Here is a 15,467-nt window from a genome sequence, read left to right on the forward strand (position 1 = left end):
TAAAGGAGATGCTTATCGCGAATTTAGCTCATACGACGCTAGCTTATGCGACTTTGGCTCTCAATCATGCGGCTGAGGTTTGCGGCACTTTCGGTAAACGCAGAGAGATCACCGTCGTTATCGCTAAGAATGCGAAGGAAACCCACAGACACGCAGACAAACCTGCCATTTGGAATACCAAGCCCGACAATATCGTGCCAATCAAACGGCCCATCGCGTTTGCCATGTAGTAGAAACCGACATCAAGAGAAACGCCATCGCCTTTCGCATAACTCACAATCAAATATGAGTGAAGTGATGAGTTCACCGCAAAGATGGCACCAAATACCATCAAACCACCCACGATAACGAGCTCTGGTTGCCAACCAATCTGTACTGCATAAGCGATAGCAGCGGTCACGATAGCCAACGCACCAGCCCATAACAGCGCGGCATGGCCATCTGGCACCTTGCCTTGAGCTTTACCAGTAATCTTCGGCGCAATGCCCTGTACAAAGCCATAAGCGATAGTCCAAGCCGCTAAGAAACCACCAACCCATGAGTGATCCCAACCAAACACACTGCCTAGGTAAATCGGCAAAGCAATTACAAACCACACATCACGAGCGCCAAACAGGAACATACGTGCTGCGGATAGGATGTTGATGGATTCAGACTTAGAGAAGATCTGTTTGAACTTAGGCTTGGTTTTCGCTTTGCCCATGTCCGCTTCTAAGCTCAACACACTGCCAATGAAGACCAATGCCAACACGGCTGCCATCGCGAGCACGGCGTATTGGAAGCCAATCGTTGAAAGCAGCAAACCACCAATAAAGAAGCCAGCCCCTTTAAGCGCATTCTTAGATCCGGTCAGAATCGCAATCCACTTATAAAGTGCGCCCTGTTGTTCATCAGGAACCAAAGTCTTAATTGAACTCTTGGCACTCATCTTATTGAGGTCTTTAGCGATACCAGACAAGGCTTGCGCCGCCATGACCCAAGGAATGGTCAGCATTGCCGTTGGCACAGCGAGCATACCCAAGGCGACAACTTGCATGCCTAACCCGATGTTCATGGTCTTATTGAGGCCAAGACGCGCCCCTAACCAGCCACCAATTAGGTTAGTCACCACACCAAAGAATTCATAGAAAAGGAACAGTGAGGCGATTTCTAACGAACTGTAACCAAGGTCGTAAAAATACAGAACCACCAGCATGCGAAGTGCACCATCAGTAATGGTGAAGTTCCAGTAGTTAAAAGTCACCAACATGTATTGGCGAACGCTCTTACTTAGATTTGAAAACATAACGCTATCTCTGCAATCTAAACAAAAAGAGCTTTTGGATCACGATAAGCTAAACACTCCAGATACCAAAAGCTCCTTGTATAACAACGATGGCTTATTAGCTGTTCGCTACGCCATTAATGTACTCAACCTGAATAGGCTTAGTAAATGCGCCGGGACGCAGTGCCTGCACCTCTTGAACAACTTTGCTCAAATCCCAGCCTTTTTCTAACAGTAGGTGAGCCGCGAACAAACCAGTGCGACCAGAGCCACCCATACAATGCATCGCAACCTTGCCGCCGTTATCAACGATGTTATGTAGCTCAGGGCTAGCCGCTTGCCACTTCGCAGCAAAATCAACACCCGGTGCACAGTCGTCTTCAATTTCGATTTGGAACCATTGCATGCCTAGCGCACGTGTTTTTTCACCAAGTGCCGCCACGTCTTTGCTTGCAAGCTCATGGTCATCAAGTGCTGTCACGATAGCTTCAACGCCTTGCTCTTTTAGTTGAGCCAGTGATGCATCAAGCGTTGCTTCTTTTGTACCTGGGCATGGAGTCAGGATTAGCGAACCTTGCTCTAGGTCTAGTTGCCATGTTGGATGTGTCATTATATCTTCTCCAGATTCTTAATTAAGCAAGGCCAACGGTGCGAACCAGCTCAGCAGTACGTGTTGCGTAACCCATCTCGTTGTCGTACCAAGCGTAGATCTTAACCATGCGCTTACCGACCAACATAGTTGATAGTGCATCCACGATTGTTGAGCGTTGGTCGCCTTTGTAATCGATGGAAACCAGTGGACGCTCTTCAAAGCCAAGAATGCCTTTTAGTTCATTCTGAGACGCTTCTTTCAGCATCGCGTTAACTTCTTCTACCGTGGTGTCTTGCTTCACTTCGAAGATGATGTCTGTTAGAGAAGCGTTCGCTAGAGGTACACGAACTGCGTGGCCGTTGATGCGGTTTTCAAGCTCCGGGAAGATCTCAACAATCGCCTTAGCGCTACCCGTTGTTGTTGGGATAAGGCTCATGCCACATGCACGTGCACGGCGTAAGTCTTTATGGGGCGCATCAAGAATAGTTTGCGTGTTAGTTAGATCGTGAATAGTGGTGAACGCTGCGTTCTCGATACCAAGCTTCTCGTTGATCACCTTAACCACTGGCGCGATACAGTTAGTCGTACAAGACGCTGCCGTTACGATTTTGTGTACCGCAGGGTCGAAGATATTGTCGTTCACACCTACAACGATGTTTGCAATGCCTTCTTCTTTCACTGGCGCAGATACCACAACGCGCTTCACGCCTTGCTCTAGGTATTTGTTTAGGAAAGCAGTCTTACGGTGAACACCTGTCGCTTCGATAACCACATCACAACCAGACCAATCGATCGCATCAATGTCGCGCTCTTTTGTGGTTTTGATGCGTTGACCGTTGATGATCATCTCATCGCCTTCAACAGACACTTCGTGGTTCCAACGACCTTGAACCGAATCGAACTCAAGAAGGTGAGCCAGTGTTGTTGTGTCGCCAGCAACATCGTTAATTTGAACAAATTCTAGCTCATCCCAATCGAATGCTGCGCGAAGTGCTAGACGGCCGATGCGACCAAAACCATTGATACCTACTTTAACTGTCATTGTGTGTTCTCTCAGTTAGTGGTGAAACTTAAATTAAGAATTAAACGCAACATACTGGGCGTGAGTTCATCGACTCTAAGCGCTCAATATCTTGCTGGTATTCAGTTTTCAAACAGTTCGATGCGATAAGGTCATCAATTAACTTTAGCATCCAACCCGGTAAATCTTTTGACAGACGGTAAAATACCCACTGTCCTTGGCGAACATCAGTCAAAATACCGTTTGAACGCAACTGCGCAAGGTGGCGTGAAACCTTTGGCTGACTTTCTTGTAATGCCTGAGTCAACTCACCAACAGAAAGGCACTCTTGGCGCACAATCATCATTAAGCAACGCACTCGCGTTTCATCGGACAGTAATTTAAAAAATTGGTGAGGAAGCATAAAAACATACTCATATATGGATATGCGTATATATTAGTTATAAAAAAACGCACGTCAAGGCGTGCGTTTCAATTGTCATAAAAGTTTAACGAAGAAATATCAGAGCTGGTTAGTCACGGTATGGCTCCAACGGCGCGCTTCAGTAAGCTCCGTTTTGACCTGATCCACGCTTAATCCTAAATCAGCGCAGTGCTCATCAATCTGTTGCCAATCGGCATGCTCAAAGCTCTCTTCAAGTGCGAGCAAGGTACCATATGGCCCTTCTCTACGAAGCAGAGCCACCTTGATACTTTTACACAAAGGCAGTTGCTCTACTAAATTCTCTAACGATAGGTCGAGCAATGCATCCAACAACGAGAACAAACCAATCATAAAGGCTTGCTCGGTATGTCCTTCAAATGCCTGATAACGAGACATACGCTGGCAAAACTGTGCACGCTGCAAAGACAAGCCATACAACTCTTTCGGTTTTTTATCCGAGACGTAAGACGCCACCGCCAGCGAAACAAACATTTTCAGTTTTTCTTGCCCTAGATACACCAAGGCCTGACGAAATGAAGAGATGGTCACTTCTAGACGAGGCGACATGGTGTTCACAAAGCGCAGTAGCTTATAAGACAAGGCTACATCTTTCGCAACTATGTTCTCGACACGCTGAAAGTCGACATCGGGCTTACACACCTCTTGGAACAGCTCCATCGCAATCACTTGCTCAGGGCTGATGTACTTAGTCTTGATTATTTCCGGCTTGCTAAAGAAATAGCCTTGGAAGAACTTAAAGCCCGCATCTTTGGCTTGCTGGAATTCTTGTTCGGTTTCGACTCGTTCAGCAAGAAAGCTAAACTTTTTCCCTTGATGTGCTTTGACCAAATCACACGCCTCATCCAAGCCCATCTGCATGATATCGAGCTTAACAATATGCGTGTATTTGAGGAAACGTTCCCATTCTGGCGTCGAAGTAAAGTCATCTAAGGCAATCATGTACCCCGCTTGATACAGCTCTTTAACGGCTTCTAATAATTCGTCGGTCGGTTGGCAGGTTTCAAGGATCTCAACCACCACCTTGTCTTTCGGCAAGCTCAAAGGTAACCGACGAATCAAGCTTTGGTATGGGAAGTTAATAAAGCAGCGTGAAGATGGGATCGACGGGTTAAGCCCAACCGACAAGAAGTTCTCAACAATTAGACGATACGTTGCTCGATTAGACTCTATATGCGCTGGATAGGCATTCCTTTCTCCGTCACGAAACAGCAGCTCATAACCAAGCGTGTTCTTCTTACGGTTTAAGATAGGTTGTCGAGCAACGTAGGTAGCGGTCATTTCTTGATAACTCTAATTGGTTTAACTATAACTCTATTGCTTTGATTAGGCTTTGGCGGCTGCCAGCAATGCGCCGCAGCCCATGAACATACCACCAAAGATTTTATTTATCTTACCCATTATGCGATCTGAACGAATAAAACGTCCCATTTGTGAAGCTAATGAGGTGTAGCCCAACATAACAACGCTATCAATGAATACTGTTGTAACACCTAACACTAATAATTGTGGTGCTTGCGGCTGTGTTGGATCGATAAATTGAGGGAAAAGAGCCACCAAAAACACAATAGATTTTGGGTTGGTAAGGTTAATCAGCACCGCATTTCTAAGCAGCTTGCCACTCGATAGCGTCGAGTTTTCTTGTGAAGCCACTAAGCTAGAGTTGTCACGCCACTTTTGAATACCCAACCAAAGAAGGTAAACCACGCCCACCCATTTGATGATGGTGAACGCCAACGCGGATTGAGCGACTAATGCACCAATGCCCGCGCCCACCAGCATGATGTGGAATGCAAGACCGAGCTGTAAGCCCGCGATCGACGCAAGTGACTTCTTGGTGCCATAACTTAGCCCATTGCTGATTGAGTTAACGGTACCTGAGCCCGGAGCCAAACTAAACAATATCGCCGTGACGACATAAGCAAGCCAAACATGAGTATCCATTTGCATTTCCTTACTAGTTCTTTAATCTAACAACATTAGTAGCAATAAAGCTCTCACACGCATCAGTTCAGGTAATTTCCCATGGAAAACCACAGCGGCGCCCCGATTTCGTACACGCAAGAACCTCAATTCGAGCAAGCGATTAAACACCCGATCCCCACCCTTTGGCAACAACGAAAAGATGGGTATGTAACAACATCCGGTAAAAAGAAGCTGTACTGGTGTAGCCTGACTTCAGAGACTCATACCAAGGCGATTGTTATTTCAAATGGCCGCATTGAGTGCTGCCAAAAATACCAAGAACTCTTTTATGACTTCTATCAACAAGGCTATGACGTTTATTCATTTGACCACCAAGGTCAAGGCCAGTCTGAACGTATGGTAACAGACTCTGACATTGGTCACATTCATGAGTTTGATGATTATGCATCTGACATGTCTGACGTCATTGCCAGTTTTGATCTCAGTAAGTATTCCAATCGCTACCTGCTCGCACACTCAATGGGCAGCACCATAGCTACTCGCTACCTACAAACCCATCCAGACCACCCGTTTGATAAGGTGACTCTGTGCGCTCCGATGTTTGGTATCAATACCGAGTGGTACCTGAAACCTATCGCGATGATCGTTGGACAAGTGCTTACCGCGTTTTATGCCAAGCCGACTTACGCGCCGGGGCAGCAAGCGTATTATTCGAAGCCATTTGAAAACAACTTACTGAGCCACAGTAAGGTTCGCTATCAGTGGTTCCGCCGCTTATATGACGAGTCTCCATCTTTGCAGGTGGGTGGACCAAGCACGCGTTGGGTGTGGCAAGGGTTAATGGCCGCCAAGCAAGCGATTCAACAAACTCGTCAAATCAAGATCCCTCTGCTATTGATTCAAGCTGGGGACGAAAAAATTGTCAGTAACAGTGCTCAAGTAAAGTTCATCTCTAAGCTGAAGAAAACCAACTCTGATTGTCAGTTTAAGTTGGTTGAGGGTTCTAGGCATGAGGTGTTGTTTGAGCAAGATGAATATCGCAATCAAACACTGGATGCGATCAACCAGTTTTTCGCCTAATGCTAATAGGCTAAGCAACCTACCAAGAAAATAAGCGCTAAAGAGGAAGAGAAGTAAGTGAGCTTTGCCCTCTTTTCTTGCATGAATTTGGCATACAATTTCTACCTAGAGATATTGTAGTTAAAACGATTCTAGCGCTGGCTAGCGTCAATATTGGTTAAGCATTTTGCAATGAGGGTTAAATGAGTATTCTTGCACTAAAAGATTCCGTGAAAATTGTTGCTTCTGATTTAGATGGTACGCTTTTGGCTCCCAACCATCAGCTAAGCGACTTTACCAAGCTAACGCTTAAGAAATTACACGACCAAGGTTATACCTTTATCTTCGCAACGGGTCGTCACCACGTCGATGTGGCGGGTATTCGTCAGATAGCAGGCATTCCGGCGTACATGATCACTTCAAACGGTGCACGCGTGCATGACCAGAATGATCAACTAATGTATAGCCAGAACGTACCTCAGGAACTCGTTCAGCCGGTTATTGATATTGTTCGCCAAGATCCAAACCTCTTTATTCACATGTACCAGAATGAAGATTGGCTACTAGACCGTGAAGATGAAATGTTGGCTAAATTCCACAGTGAGTCTGGCTTTAGCTACAAGCGCTTTGAAGCTGAAAACGCACCAAGCGAAGGCATCGCGAAAGTCTTCTTCACACACCCAGAACAAGACCACGAATATCTCGTCACGTTTGAACAAAAGCTAAGAGATGCTTTTGGCGACAAACTGAACATCGCCTTCTCTACACCTTGGTGTCTGGAAGTGATGGCCGCTGAAGTCTCTAAAGGCCACGCTCTAGACGCTGTTGCGAAATCACTGAACCTGACACTGGACAACTGTATTGCCTTTGGTGATGGCATGAACGACGCTGAAATGCTGGCTATGGCAGGTAAAGGGCTAATCATGGGCACATCACATGAGAAAGTGATGAAAGCACTACCAGACAATGAAGTGATTGGCAGTAACGCAGACGATGCCGTTGCTCACTATCTAGAAAAGCACCTGCTCTAATCTCGCTCGTTGAAGAGATCTGAATAAATAAAAAGGCAGCCAACGGGCTGCCTTTTTTGAACCTTACGTAAAAAGCTCTCTCTAACGCTATCGAGAACCTAGTACTTCTTTGCTTAAGATTGCCTGCCACTCTTGTTCGGTAACCGGCATGATCGATAAGCGATTGCCGCGCTTCACCAATGGCATTTCGGAGAGTTCAGGCATGGCTTTAAGCGTTGCCAAAGGAATCAAGCGATCAGTCACTCGCACAAACTCGACATCCACCATAATCCAGCGCGGGTTATCAGGTGAAGACTTAGGATCGTAGTAATCACTCTCTGGGTCGAACTGAAAGTGGTCTGGGTAGGCTTCTCTGGTTACTTTAGCGATCCCCGCTACGCCAACTTTTTTGCATGATGAATGGTATATCATCACCAAATCTCCAAGCTTGACGTCATCACGCATCATGTTTCGAGCCTGATAGTTGCGTACACCCTCCCAACAAGAGGTTTTTTGTACCCTCAGAGTCTGAATAGAGAAGGTGTCGGGTTCTGTTTTAAATAACCAATATGCCATAATAAATCCAATTAACGGTTGCTCCGAGGAAGATATAACATGAAGGTAATGAAAAACCCAGTGACATGGCTAGTCGCGTTCGCTCTACAAGGCTGTGTTACGGCACCTGATACGCCGCAACAACCTGAACAGCCCCCAGCAACCTTGGATGAGCCACTGAGTATTCAACCACAAACCTTCATCATGCGTGGTCAGGTGGTGGTTGGTCACGAAAGTCGAACCTTCACTCCTTGCGGCAGCCAACAACAATACTGGTTAGACTTACCTCCAGAGTTAGCGCTAGAAGCACAAGGGCTCTCAACGAGACCTTACCAAGCTTTATATGGCGAGCTGATTGGTCACCTAACCGTGCCGAGCCAAACGGGTTATAACGCAGACTTCACAGCACGTTTCGTGGTTGACCAAGTGAACATCCTAACCGCAGAGAACCCAGAGCGCTGCGACCAACCACTGCGTTCAACACGAGTATTTGGTAATGAACCCTTCTGGTCAGCAACCTTCGATAAAGACCAGCTCAAATATACTAAGATGGGCGAACAGCCACAGACCCTCGATATTGAATCAAGCCGCACCACATCGAGCAGCCGTGACTACCAATTAGAAGGTAAAGCTTCGCAAGGCAAACTCAACCTTACGAAAGAGAACTGTAGCGACGGCATGAGCGACTCTATCTATGGATGGCATGCCAAGCTTAACCTCAATGATAGTGACTATAATGGCTGTGCGACGGTCTCTAACCAAGATCCAACACTGGATTGGAGCGGACTCTACTTCGCTAGCTCAACGCAAAACTCAGGGTTCTCTATCAACCTTGAACTCAACAATGACCACAGTGCTATCACGACTTATTCATACAGCAATGGAGACCCTTCTATTGTTGAACAAGGCTTCTGGCAGCAACTGAACCAAAATCAGGTACAAGTGGTTATGACTCGCCACCAGCAACAGTATTTGATCTCCGAGCGCATCTTCACACTCGATAATGGCAAGCTAATCGCTGAAAAAGAGAAAGTGGGTAACGTGGTGTATCCGATTGCCAATGGCGGTCTGGTGCTATTCGAAGCTAAGAGTGCGCAAGCGCAAGTAAACACCACCACTAACGTTGATCTAACCGCAAAGCAGGTGAACTCCAGTGATCAACTTGATCCAAAAGTTGACCAAGCGATCCGCGAATACTTTAAGATCAACAACAGCTCACCTGACGACACCAAATACCGCTGGTTAACCTACGACCTCAACGGCGACGGTAAAGAAGAGCTGTTCGCCCAACTCGATTGGTGTGGTTCTGGTGGCTGTACACTGCTGATTTTCGAAAACCATCAAGATAACTGGCGCTTCAATAGCCGAGTGACACTGGTTAAGGGCGACATACGCTTAGGTAAATCGCAAAACCATGGCTGGCAGGATCTGATCTTCAACGTCAGTGGCGGCGGTGCAACACCGGCGAAACACACACTGTCATACTCTGGAGTCAGCTACCCGCTAAACCCAAGTGTCGCTCCAGTTGCAGATGATGCTGATATCAGCGACGTGGTTTTGTTTGCTGATGGTATCTCACCCGCACAAAGTGGAGTAAAGCTGTAAACATGAGTAACCAACAAGCTTGCCCTGGTTGTGGCTTTACTCACCAATGTATTTGTCACCTGATACCTAGTGTCGAAAGCGAAATCGATCTTGTCCTGCTCACTCATGAGAATGAACTGTCGCGCGATACCAATACCGGAAAGCTGCTTCAGCAATCCCTTGAGCAGTGTCAGTCCATTGTGTGGCAAAGGAAAACACCGCCGGCGGAGCTAATGCCGCTGCTTGACGATGAAACACGACAACCGTTTCTTTTATTCCCAAGTGATCAAAGTGTCGAGTGCCAGCAAGCTGTAATGACCCAAGCCCAGAGTCGTAAGCCGCTATTCATCATCTTGGATGGTACATGGCAAGAAGCGAAGAAGATGCTTAACAAGAGCTCGTGGTTACAAGCCGTTCCGCAAGTTCACCTCGACATCACCAACGAATCCTCTTACACCTTGCGCCGCAATCAAGACAGCGGCCACTTGTGTACTTGTGAAGTGGGGATTGAGCTACTCAAGTCTTTAGGTCAAAGCGAACCTGCCAAGCTCATTGATGACTACTACCAGCATTATCTAAAAGTCTTCCACGCCGACAAGTGTGGTCACGCCCTCAAATAGACCAAGCAGGCGCGCGCGAAGGCAATAAACACATTTCAGGACGGGACAGATACTAAAAACAAAAAAGGTGAGCCATAAGCTCACCTTTTTTACATCGTACTTTCGTTATTTAACCAACCAGTGTTTCACGTGAAACGCTCGCTCGATCAGAACAAACGCTGAGGTTGACCAAAGTAATACCCTTGCAAGTAATCGACCCCCATGTCTTCAGCAATACGACACACCTGCTCGTTATGAACGAACTCAGCCACTGTCTTAGCATTCAGAATCTGGCATAAGCTCACCAACTGCTGAGCGATCTTGCGTTGCTTTTTATCTTTATCAATATTACGAATCAAACTGCCATCAAGCTTGATCACCTGTGGTTCTAGCTTCAATATCTCATCAATGTTCGAATAGCCCGAACCAAAGTCATCAACAATAATATTCACACCAAGATCGCGGAAGTGGTTACACACCTCGATCAAGCGACCGTAATCCTGAATTTGTTCCGTCTCTAACACCTCCAAGCCAATACGCTGTGGGTGACTGATTTTCTTGATGGCTTGCTCAAGGTGAAGAATGGTTTTCTCATTGCTGAAATCTTGTGGCGCTAAATTAATTGAGAACGAATCGGTTCGCTGACTCATAAAATCGAAGGTGCGCGTTATCATCTGACGACTGAGGCGTGTATAGAGATGAGTTCCTTCAATGATTGGCAAGAACTTACCCGGTGCAATCAACTGACCGTCCTCTTCAATTCGAACCAAACACTCGTAGCTCTCTACCTGATGACTGTGTGCTGAGACTATGGGCTGAGAGCACGCCACAATATTCTGATTAAGCACAGCGCGACTCACGCACGACAGCCAACCAAGTTGCTCTTGGCGATGCTTCTCCAATTGAATGAGTGCCTTGGCGCTCACTAGGTGTTTGTTTTGGCTGACTGCGCTGCGCCTCGCATCAATCGCCTTCAACAATAAGTCATCAATAGAGGTAGTAGGAAAATCTCGACGGCTGGCAATACCCGCACAGATAGACACCGACAAGTAATCAATATCAGGTAAACCGGTAGGCTCAAAATTCACATGCTCGGTTTGATCAGCAAATTCCGAGAATCGCTGGTGAATATGTTCTTGGCTCGCCCAACTATCAAACACCACCGCCCACTCACCAATACCGATACTGTAGAGCTGACAGCCCTCATCAAAGAACTGCCACAGCGCCTTTTGAAAGTACTCACTCAAATCATGCAAAAGCTTATCACCCACTCGATAACCATACTTCTCATTGATCTGACCAAAGGTCGTGACCTTCAAAGCTAACAAGTGGCTGTCACTGCTCATCTTTGACAGCTTCTCACGCAACACACTGCGATTGGGTAAGCCAGTACGGTGATCAATTCGGTAACTTGCCGTCAATGCGGTGGCTTGCTGCTGAATCTTACTCGCCATGCTGTTGTTCATGTCATCGACATCAAGCAGTGCATTTCGGATCAATGAAAACAGAGGGGATATGTTGGTCGCGGGTTGTGTCTCTAATGGCAATACCGCCTTACCCTCGCCTTCTCTAAGCGCAAGGTAAGTGAGGCTATGGTGCAAGATTCGCTGTTGGCTATTCTCTTGATAAAGTTCTCCCATGCAGTAAACGCCATAGCTGTCGGCCAATTTTTGGAAAACCTCAACCTCTTGGTTACCATCGATAAAGTCGATACGAGAGGTGCAGTTGTAAATGAAGAACTGTTCTGGTCTATGAGAAGCGATCTGTTGAACGCCCAGTCGTATTTGCTCTAGGGTTAATGATGGATGGTCATAACAAAACCGGACCTCATCGCCCACTTGGAACAGGCCGCTGAATTCTATCTCTCCACTTTCCGTTACCTTGAGCGGTAAGTGAATGTTTTGCTCTTTCGGGTCACCGACCATCAAGGGAAAGTTATGCAGTTGCTCAAAAGGTACTTCGAGGCCATCAGCGAGGTAACGATTATAGAGTTCACGAACAGGCATCCCATCCAACTCCAGCAACCGGTTCTCTTGAGCACCTGTCACCCGGAAAGTCCGACCAATCGGATTCCATTCAGTGTAATAACCCTTAGCGATGGAGAGCTCGCCACTGTGCAGCGCCAACATCACATAGGCATTTTCATAGCAAATGCCGTCTAACATCACCCAACGTCCATTATCTGTGATGGTCGATGCACCGCCACAGATAGGTAATGAATACCTCGACTGCTCAAACGCTGAAAATAGATCTCGGTTATTGATCTGCAAGCGGTCTGCGAAACAGATGATACTTTGAGTATTATCATTGCACTCAAGCTGTTGCCACATAGCGTGGCTATCGAGCAATGGTTGTTCGCTATATTCAACAACACCACAGGAGTATGACGTCGCGTCAAAGCGGGTAACAATCAGATAAAGACCTTGGTGCAGGATGACACCTTGGCTGATGTAGTGGTTAGCACTGCAACCAATCAGTTTGGCATTGGGAAAAGTCGATTGAATCACTTGGCAGGCAGCCAAAACAGAACCTTTCTCGAAAGACGAAAACACCTGAATCAGTAGGCTTTCATGTTGATGAAAATCTATCTTTTCCAATTCACGTTGGGTTTGCTCAATGTCTTGTATCAGGAGAGAAGTCGACTGCATATTCACATTAATCGTTACGTTAATGATTTGTTATTGTGCTTATTATAGATAATGCTTGCACGGAATACTTACGATCGTGTTATGAATAATGTGACCTTAGTTAGACATCATTCATTCCGCCAAAAAGCAGTCATTAATGGCGGCGCAGTACTTTTATAGCCAGTAGTTACACAATGCGGGAAGCTTTAACCGTTAAAACAGTCGCTTAGGCTCACCGAAGTAGTAGCCCTGCAGATAATCGACACCCATTTGCTCTGCTATCTCACAAACTTGTTGGTTATGGACAAATTCAGCGACCGTTTTGGCATTGAACACTTGGCACAAACGAACCAACTGAGAAGCGATGTTTCTTTGTTTTTGGTCTTTGTCGATATTGCGAATCAAGCTACCGTCGAGCTTAATGATCTGCGGCTCTAGCTTGATGATTTCATCGATGTTGGAGTAACCAGAGCCAAAGTCATCAACAATGATTCTCGCCCCGAGTGCTCGGAAGTGATCACACACCTCAATCATGCGGCCATAATCTTTAATCTGTTCTGACTCGAGAACCTCTAAACCAAGTCGAGTAGGATCGTTCATGCCACTGATCGCAGCCTCAAGCACCTCGAGCGTCTTATCGCTCAATAAATCTTGTGGGGATAGATTGATAGAAAACGAGCTCTGCTTATCCGCCATATAGCCAATAGTGCTCTTAATCATGTGTCGACTAAGGCGCGTATAAAGGTGGGTGTCAGCAATGATCGGTAAGAATTTTCCTGGTGGCACAATGGTACCGTCCGACTCCATAATTCTGACCAAACACTCTTGGCCAATCATTTCGTGCGTACCCGATTCCACAATCGGCTGTGAATAGGTGATGATGTTCTGATCTAAAATCGCACGGCTCACACAGCTCAACCAACCGAGTTGCTCTTTGCGGTCCTCTTCGCTCACCTGGATATCTTTGGCATTGGTGATGTGGGTATTGTTACGAACTCCATAGCGTCGAGCTTCGATCGCTTTCAATAAGATCTGGTCACCGCTGTCGGTTAAGAAATCACAACGACTAGCAAAGCCGCCACACAGAGAAACTGACAGGTAATCAATATCAGCCAAACCATACGGCTCAAAATTTATGTGTTCGATGTCATCGGCGAACTCAACGAAACCTTCTTTTATTTTCGTACTACCAACACTAGCATTGAAGATAATCGCCCACTCTCCAACACCAATACTGAACAGCTCAACCTTCACGCGAGGTTCTTTAACGACACGAAGCTGCAATCGTTCGATAAAGTGATTAGACAGATCAAGTAGTAACTGATCACCCACCTGATAGCCGTACTTTTCGTTAACTTGATGGAAATTCGTGAGCTTTAACGTGAGTAAGTGTTCACTAAACAGAATCGTATTGAGGCGTTCTTTCAATACGATACGGTTCGGCAAACCAGTACGCGAGTCAATGCGATAGCTTTCGGTTAAGCGACGCGCTTGTTGATGGAGTTTTTTCTCCATCTGAGTATTCATACTATCGAGATCAGCGACTGCATTTCTCACAAGGTTAAGCAACGGCGACACGGTTGAGCCGCACTGAAAGTCTTCACAATGAAACTCTTTAATCTCGTCAGACTCGCGCATAGCGATATAAGTCAGGCTGTGGTGCAGTATCTCTTGGCGGTCTTCATTACGGTATAGCTCCCCCATGCAGTAGGCACCACATGTATTCACTATCCCTTCAAATGGCTTGAGCTCAAGTTTGCTGTCGATAAATTCAAGTCGAGATACGCAGTTATAAATGATCACCGATTCAGGCTGATGCATGGCTAGCATCTCGGCCCCGTGGCGCACTTTTTCTGCAGTCAACGAGGGGTGGTTATAACAAAACTGCGCCTCTTCACCGACATGCCAAGGGCTATCAAACTCGATACTGCCATCATCATTAATACGTAGCGGCGTCGAGATACCCTTCTTTCTGCCAAGTTCTCGATAAAGCGGAAAGCTCATCAGCTGGCTAAAAGGAAGGTCTTTGCCATCCGCAAGGTAATGTTTGAATACTTCAATGGCCGGCTTGTCATTCAACGCGTATAAGCGATTCCCGATTGCGTGTGTGACTCGTAGCTTCATCCCAATCGGGTTCCACTCTGAGTACGCGTCCGACCAAACCTTCAATCTTGGGTTAGTCAGAGCCACCGCAACACAGGCGTGCTGGTAGGTTTGCTCGTTATACATAACCCAACGGCCAAATTCATTCTCATGACACAGTCCACCAGCGATCGGCAAAGCGTAAGGCAAATTTTCAAAAGCGCTATAGATAGGATAATCACGCCCTTCAACTTGATCGCACAAACTGATGACCGTTTTGGTGTCTTCTGTAAGGCGCAGCTGAAAAGCTAAGTCTTGGCTATCTTGATTTGGATTACCGGTAAAAGGCTGAACCGCAGAGGTTAGATGGGTTTCGTTGAACTCACTGATGATGACTAAGGTGCATACACTTTCAAGGCAATTATCACAGATAACATGACGAGCACTCTGACCAATTAGCGTCGCATTGTTTAAACGATTGAGGGCAACACTCGCGATTTGACGGGCCAGATCTGAAGATTGAGCTGAGAAAATTTGAATAAGGTACTGTTTGCTGTCACACCATTCTCGCTGATCAAATTGAGCTCTAAATAACGCCTCAGTATTTGCGAGAAATGTAAATGTTTGCATGCCAACCCTTGTTCAAAATCGAGTGAAGTAACAACCCGCAACCACTGCTATGACTGAAATGAATCGATAAAAAGTA

Annotated in this window: 13 protein-coding genes; 4 read left to right on the forward strand and 9 right to left on the reverse strand. The window is 46.3% G+C overall.

What is annotated here, in order from left to right; translation table 11 throughout:
- Positions 1–64: 64 nt before the first annotated feature.
- From arsJ to rhtB, 6 genes are all read right to left on the reverse strand, one after another.
- On the reverse strand, positions 65–1,285 hold the full coding sequence (gene arsJ, locus HRQ85_RS25120) for an organoarsenical effux MFS transporter ArsJ (RefSeq protein WP_172380858.1): 1,221 nt from the start codon (positions 1,283–1,285) through the stop codon (positions 65–67).
- Between the two features lie 97 nt (positions 1,286–1,382).
- Positions 1,383–1,874 (reverse strand): cyclin-dependent kinase inhibitor 3 family protein, encoded by a 492-nt coding sequence (locus HRQ85_RS25125; protein WP_172380859.1) that lies wholly within the window; start codon positions 1,872–1,874, stop codon positions 1,383–1,385.
- Between the two features lie 22 nt (positions 1,875–1,896).
- Positions 1,897–2,898, reverse strand: a complete 1,002-nt coding sequence (locus tag HRQ85_RS25130; protein WP_172380860.1) for an ArsJ-associated glyceraldehyde-3-phosphate dehydrogenase — start codon at positions 2,896–2,898, stop codon at positions 1,897–1,899.
- A 40-nt stretch (positions 2,899–2,938) separates the two neighbouring features.
- The gene (locus tag HRQ85_RS25135) at positions 2,939–3,280 is read right to left on the reverse strand and encodes a metalloregulator ArsR/SmtB family transcription factor (protein ID WP_048610763.1); all 342 of its coding nucleotides are present in this window, start codon (positions 3,278–3,280) and stop codon (positions 2,939–2,941) included.
- A 99-nt stretch (positions 3,281–3,379) separates the two neighbouring features.
- Positions 3,380–4,600 carry an EAL and HDOD domain-containing protein gene (locus HRQ85_RS25140; protein WP_172380861.1) on the reverse strand — a complete coding sequence of 407 codons (1,221 nt, stop codon included), beginning with the start codon at positions 4,598–4,600 and terminating at the stop codon, positions 3,380–3,382.
- A gap of 45 nt (positions 4,601–4,645) precedes the next feature.
- A complete protein-coding gene (rhtB, locus tag HRQ85_RS25145; protein WP_048610767.1) occupies positions 4,646–5,263 on the reverse strand; it encodes a homoserine/homoserine lactone efflux protein in 618 nt (205 codons plus the stop codon).
- Between the two features lie 81 nt (positions 5,264–5,344).
- Between rhtB and HRQ85_RS25150 the strand changes: the two genes are divergently transcribed.
- A complete protein-coding gene (locus tag HRQ85_RS25150) occupies positions 5,345–6,325 on the forward strand; it encodes an alpha/beta fold hydrolase (RefSeq protein WP_048613039.1) in 981 nt (326 codons plus the stop codon).
- A 182-nt stretch (positions 6,326–6,507) separates the two neighbouring features.
- Positions 6,508–7,335: a Cof-type HAD-IIB family hydrolase gene (locus tag HRQ85_RS25155; protein WP_172380862.1), complete on the forward strand. Its 828-nt coding sequence runs from the start codon at positions 6,508–6,510 to the stop codon at positions 7,333–7,335.
- A gap of 87 nt (positions 7,336–7,422) precedes the next feature.
- Here the strand turns inward: HRQ85_RS25155 and HRQ85_RS25160 are convergent, their stop codons facing one another.
- Positions 7,423–7,890 (reverse strand): EVE domain-containing protein, encoded by a 468-nt coding sequence (locus HRQ85_RS25160; protein ID WP_172380863.1) that lies wholly within the window; start codon positions 7,888–7,890, stop codon positions 7,423–7,425.
- A 39-nt stretch (positions 7,891–7,929) separates the two neighbouring features.
- Here HRQ85_RS25160 and HRQ85_RS25165 point away from each other — a divergent pair, with 39 nt between their 5' ends.
- Both HRQ85_RS25165 and HRQ85_RS25170 read left to right on the forward strand, forming a co-directional pair.
- Positions 7,930–9,474 carry a COG3650 family protein gene (locus HRQ85_RS25165; RefSeq protein WP_172380864.1) on the forward strand — a complete coding sequence of 515 codons (1,545 nt, stop codon included), beginning with the start codon at positions 7,930–7,932 and terminating at the stop codon, positions 9,472–9,474.
- 2 nt (positions 9,475–9,476) lie between these two features.
- Positions 9,477–10,073 carry a tRNA-uridine aminocarboxypropyltransferase gene (locus HRQ85_RS25170; RefSeq protein ID WP_172380865.1) on the forward strand — a complete coding sequence of 199 codons (597 nt, stop codon included), beginning with the start codon at positions 9,477–9,479 and terminating at the stop codon, positions 10,071–10,073.
- Positions 10,074–10,219: 146 nt separating this feature from the next.
- Here HRQ85_RS25170 and HRQ85_RS25175 read toward each other — a convergent pair whose 3' ends face one another.
- Both HRQ85_RS25175 and HRQ85_RS25180 read right to left on the reverse strand, forming a co-directional pair.
- Positions 10,220–12,700, reverse strand: coding sequence for a bifunctional diguanylate cyclase/phosphodiesterase (locus HRQ85_RS25175; protein WP_172380866.1), 2,481 nt, complete (start codon positions 12,698–12,700; stop codon positions 10,220–10,222).
- A gap of 192 nt (positions 12,701–12,892) precedes the next feature.
- Positions 12,893–15,391, reverse strand: a complete 2,499-nt coding sequence (locus HRQ85_RS25180; protein WP_172380867.1) for a bifunctional diguanylate cyclase/phosphodiesterase — start codon at positions 15,389–15,391, stop codon at positions 12,893–12,895.
- Between the last annotated feature and the right edge of the window lie 76 nt (positions 15,392–15,467).

It is taken from the genome of Vibrio sp. Vb339, assembly GCF_902751245.1.
Classification (GTDB): domain Bacteria; phylum Pseudomonadota; class Gammaproteobacteria; order Enterobacterales; family Vibrionaceae; genus Vibrio; species Vibrio coralliirubri.

Coding starts and splice junctions, on each gene's coding strand:
- arsJ (WP_172380858.1), bottom strand. CDS start 1,285: ATGTTTTCAAATCTAAGTAAGAGCGTTCGCCAATACATGTTGGTGACT.
- HRQ85_RS25125 (WP_172380859.1), bottom strand. CDS start 1,874: ATGACACATCCAACATGGCAACTAGACCTAGAGCAAGGTTCGCTAATC.
- HRQ85_RS25130 (WP_172380860.1), bottom strand. CDS start 2,898: ATGACAGTTAAAGTAGGTATCAATGGTTTTGGTCGCATCGGCCGTCTA.
- HRQ85_RS25135 (WP_048610763.1), bottom strand. CDS start 3,280: ATGCTTCCTCACCAATTTTTTAAATTACTGTCCGATGAAACGCGAGTG.
- HRQ85_RS25140 (WP_172380861.1), bottom strand. CDS start 4,600: ATGACCGCTACCTACGTTGCTCGACAACCTATCTTAAACCGTAAGAAG.
- rhtB (WP_048610767.1), bottom strand. CDS start 5,263: ATGGATACTCATGTTTGGCTTGCTTATGTCGTCACGGCGATATTGTTT.
- HRQ85_RS25150 (WP_048613039.1), top strand. CDS start 5,345: ATGGAAAACCACAGCGGCGCCCCGATTTCGTACACGCAAGAACCTCAA.
- HRQ85_RS25155 (WP_172380862.1), top strand. CDS start 6,508: ATGAGTATTCTTGCACTAAAAGATTCCGTGAAAATTGTTGCTTCTGAT.
- HRQ85_RS25160 (WP_172380863.1), bottom strand. CDS start 7,890: ATGGCATATTGGTTATTTAAAACAGAACCCGACACCTTCTCTATTCAG.
- HRQ85_RS25165 (WP_172380864.1), top strand. CDS start 7,930: ATGAAGGTAATGAAAAACCCAGTGACATGGCTAGTCGCGTTCGCTCTA.
- HRQ85_RS25170 (WP_172380865.1), top strand. CDS start 9,477: ATGAGTAACCAACAAGCTTGCCCTGGTTGTGGCTTTACTCACCAATGT.
- HRQ85_RS25175 (WP_172380866.1), bottom strand. CDS start 12,700: ATGCAGTCGACTTCTCTCCTGATACAAGACATTGAGCAAACCCAACGT.
- HRQ85_RS25180 (WP_172380867.1), bottom strand. CDS start 15,391: ATGCAAACATTTACATTTCTCGCAAATACTGAGGCGTTATTTAGAGCT.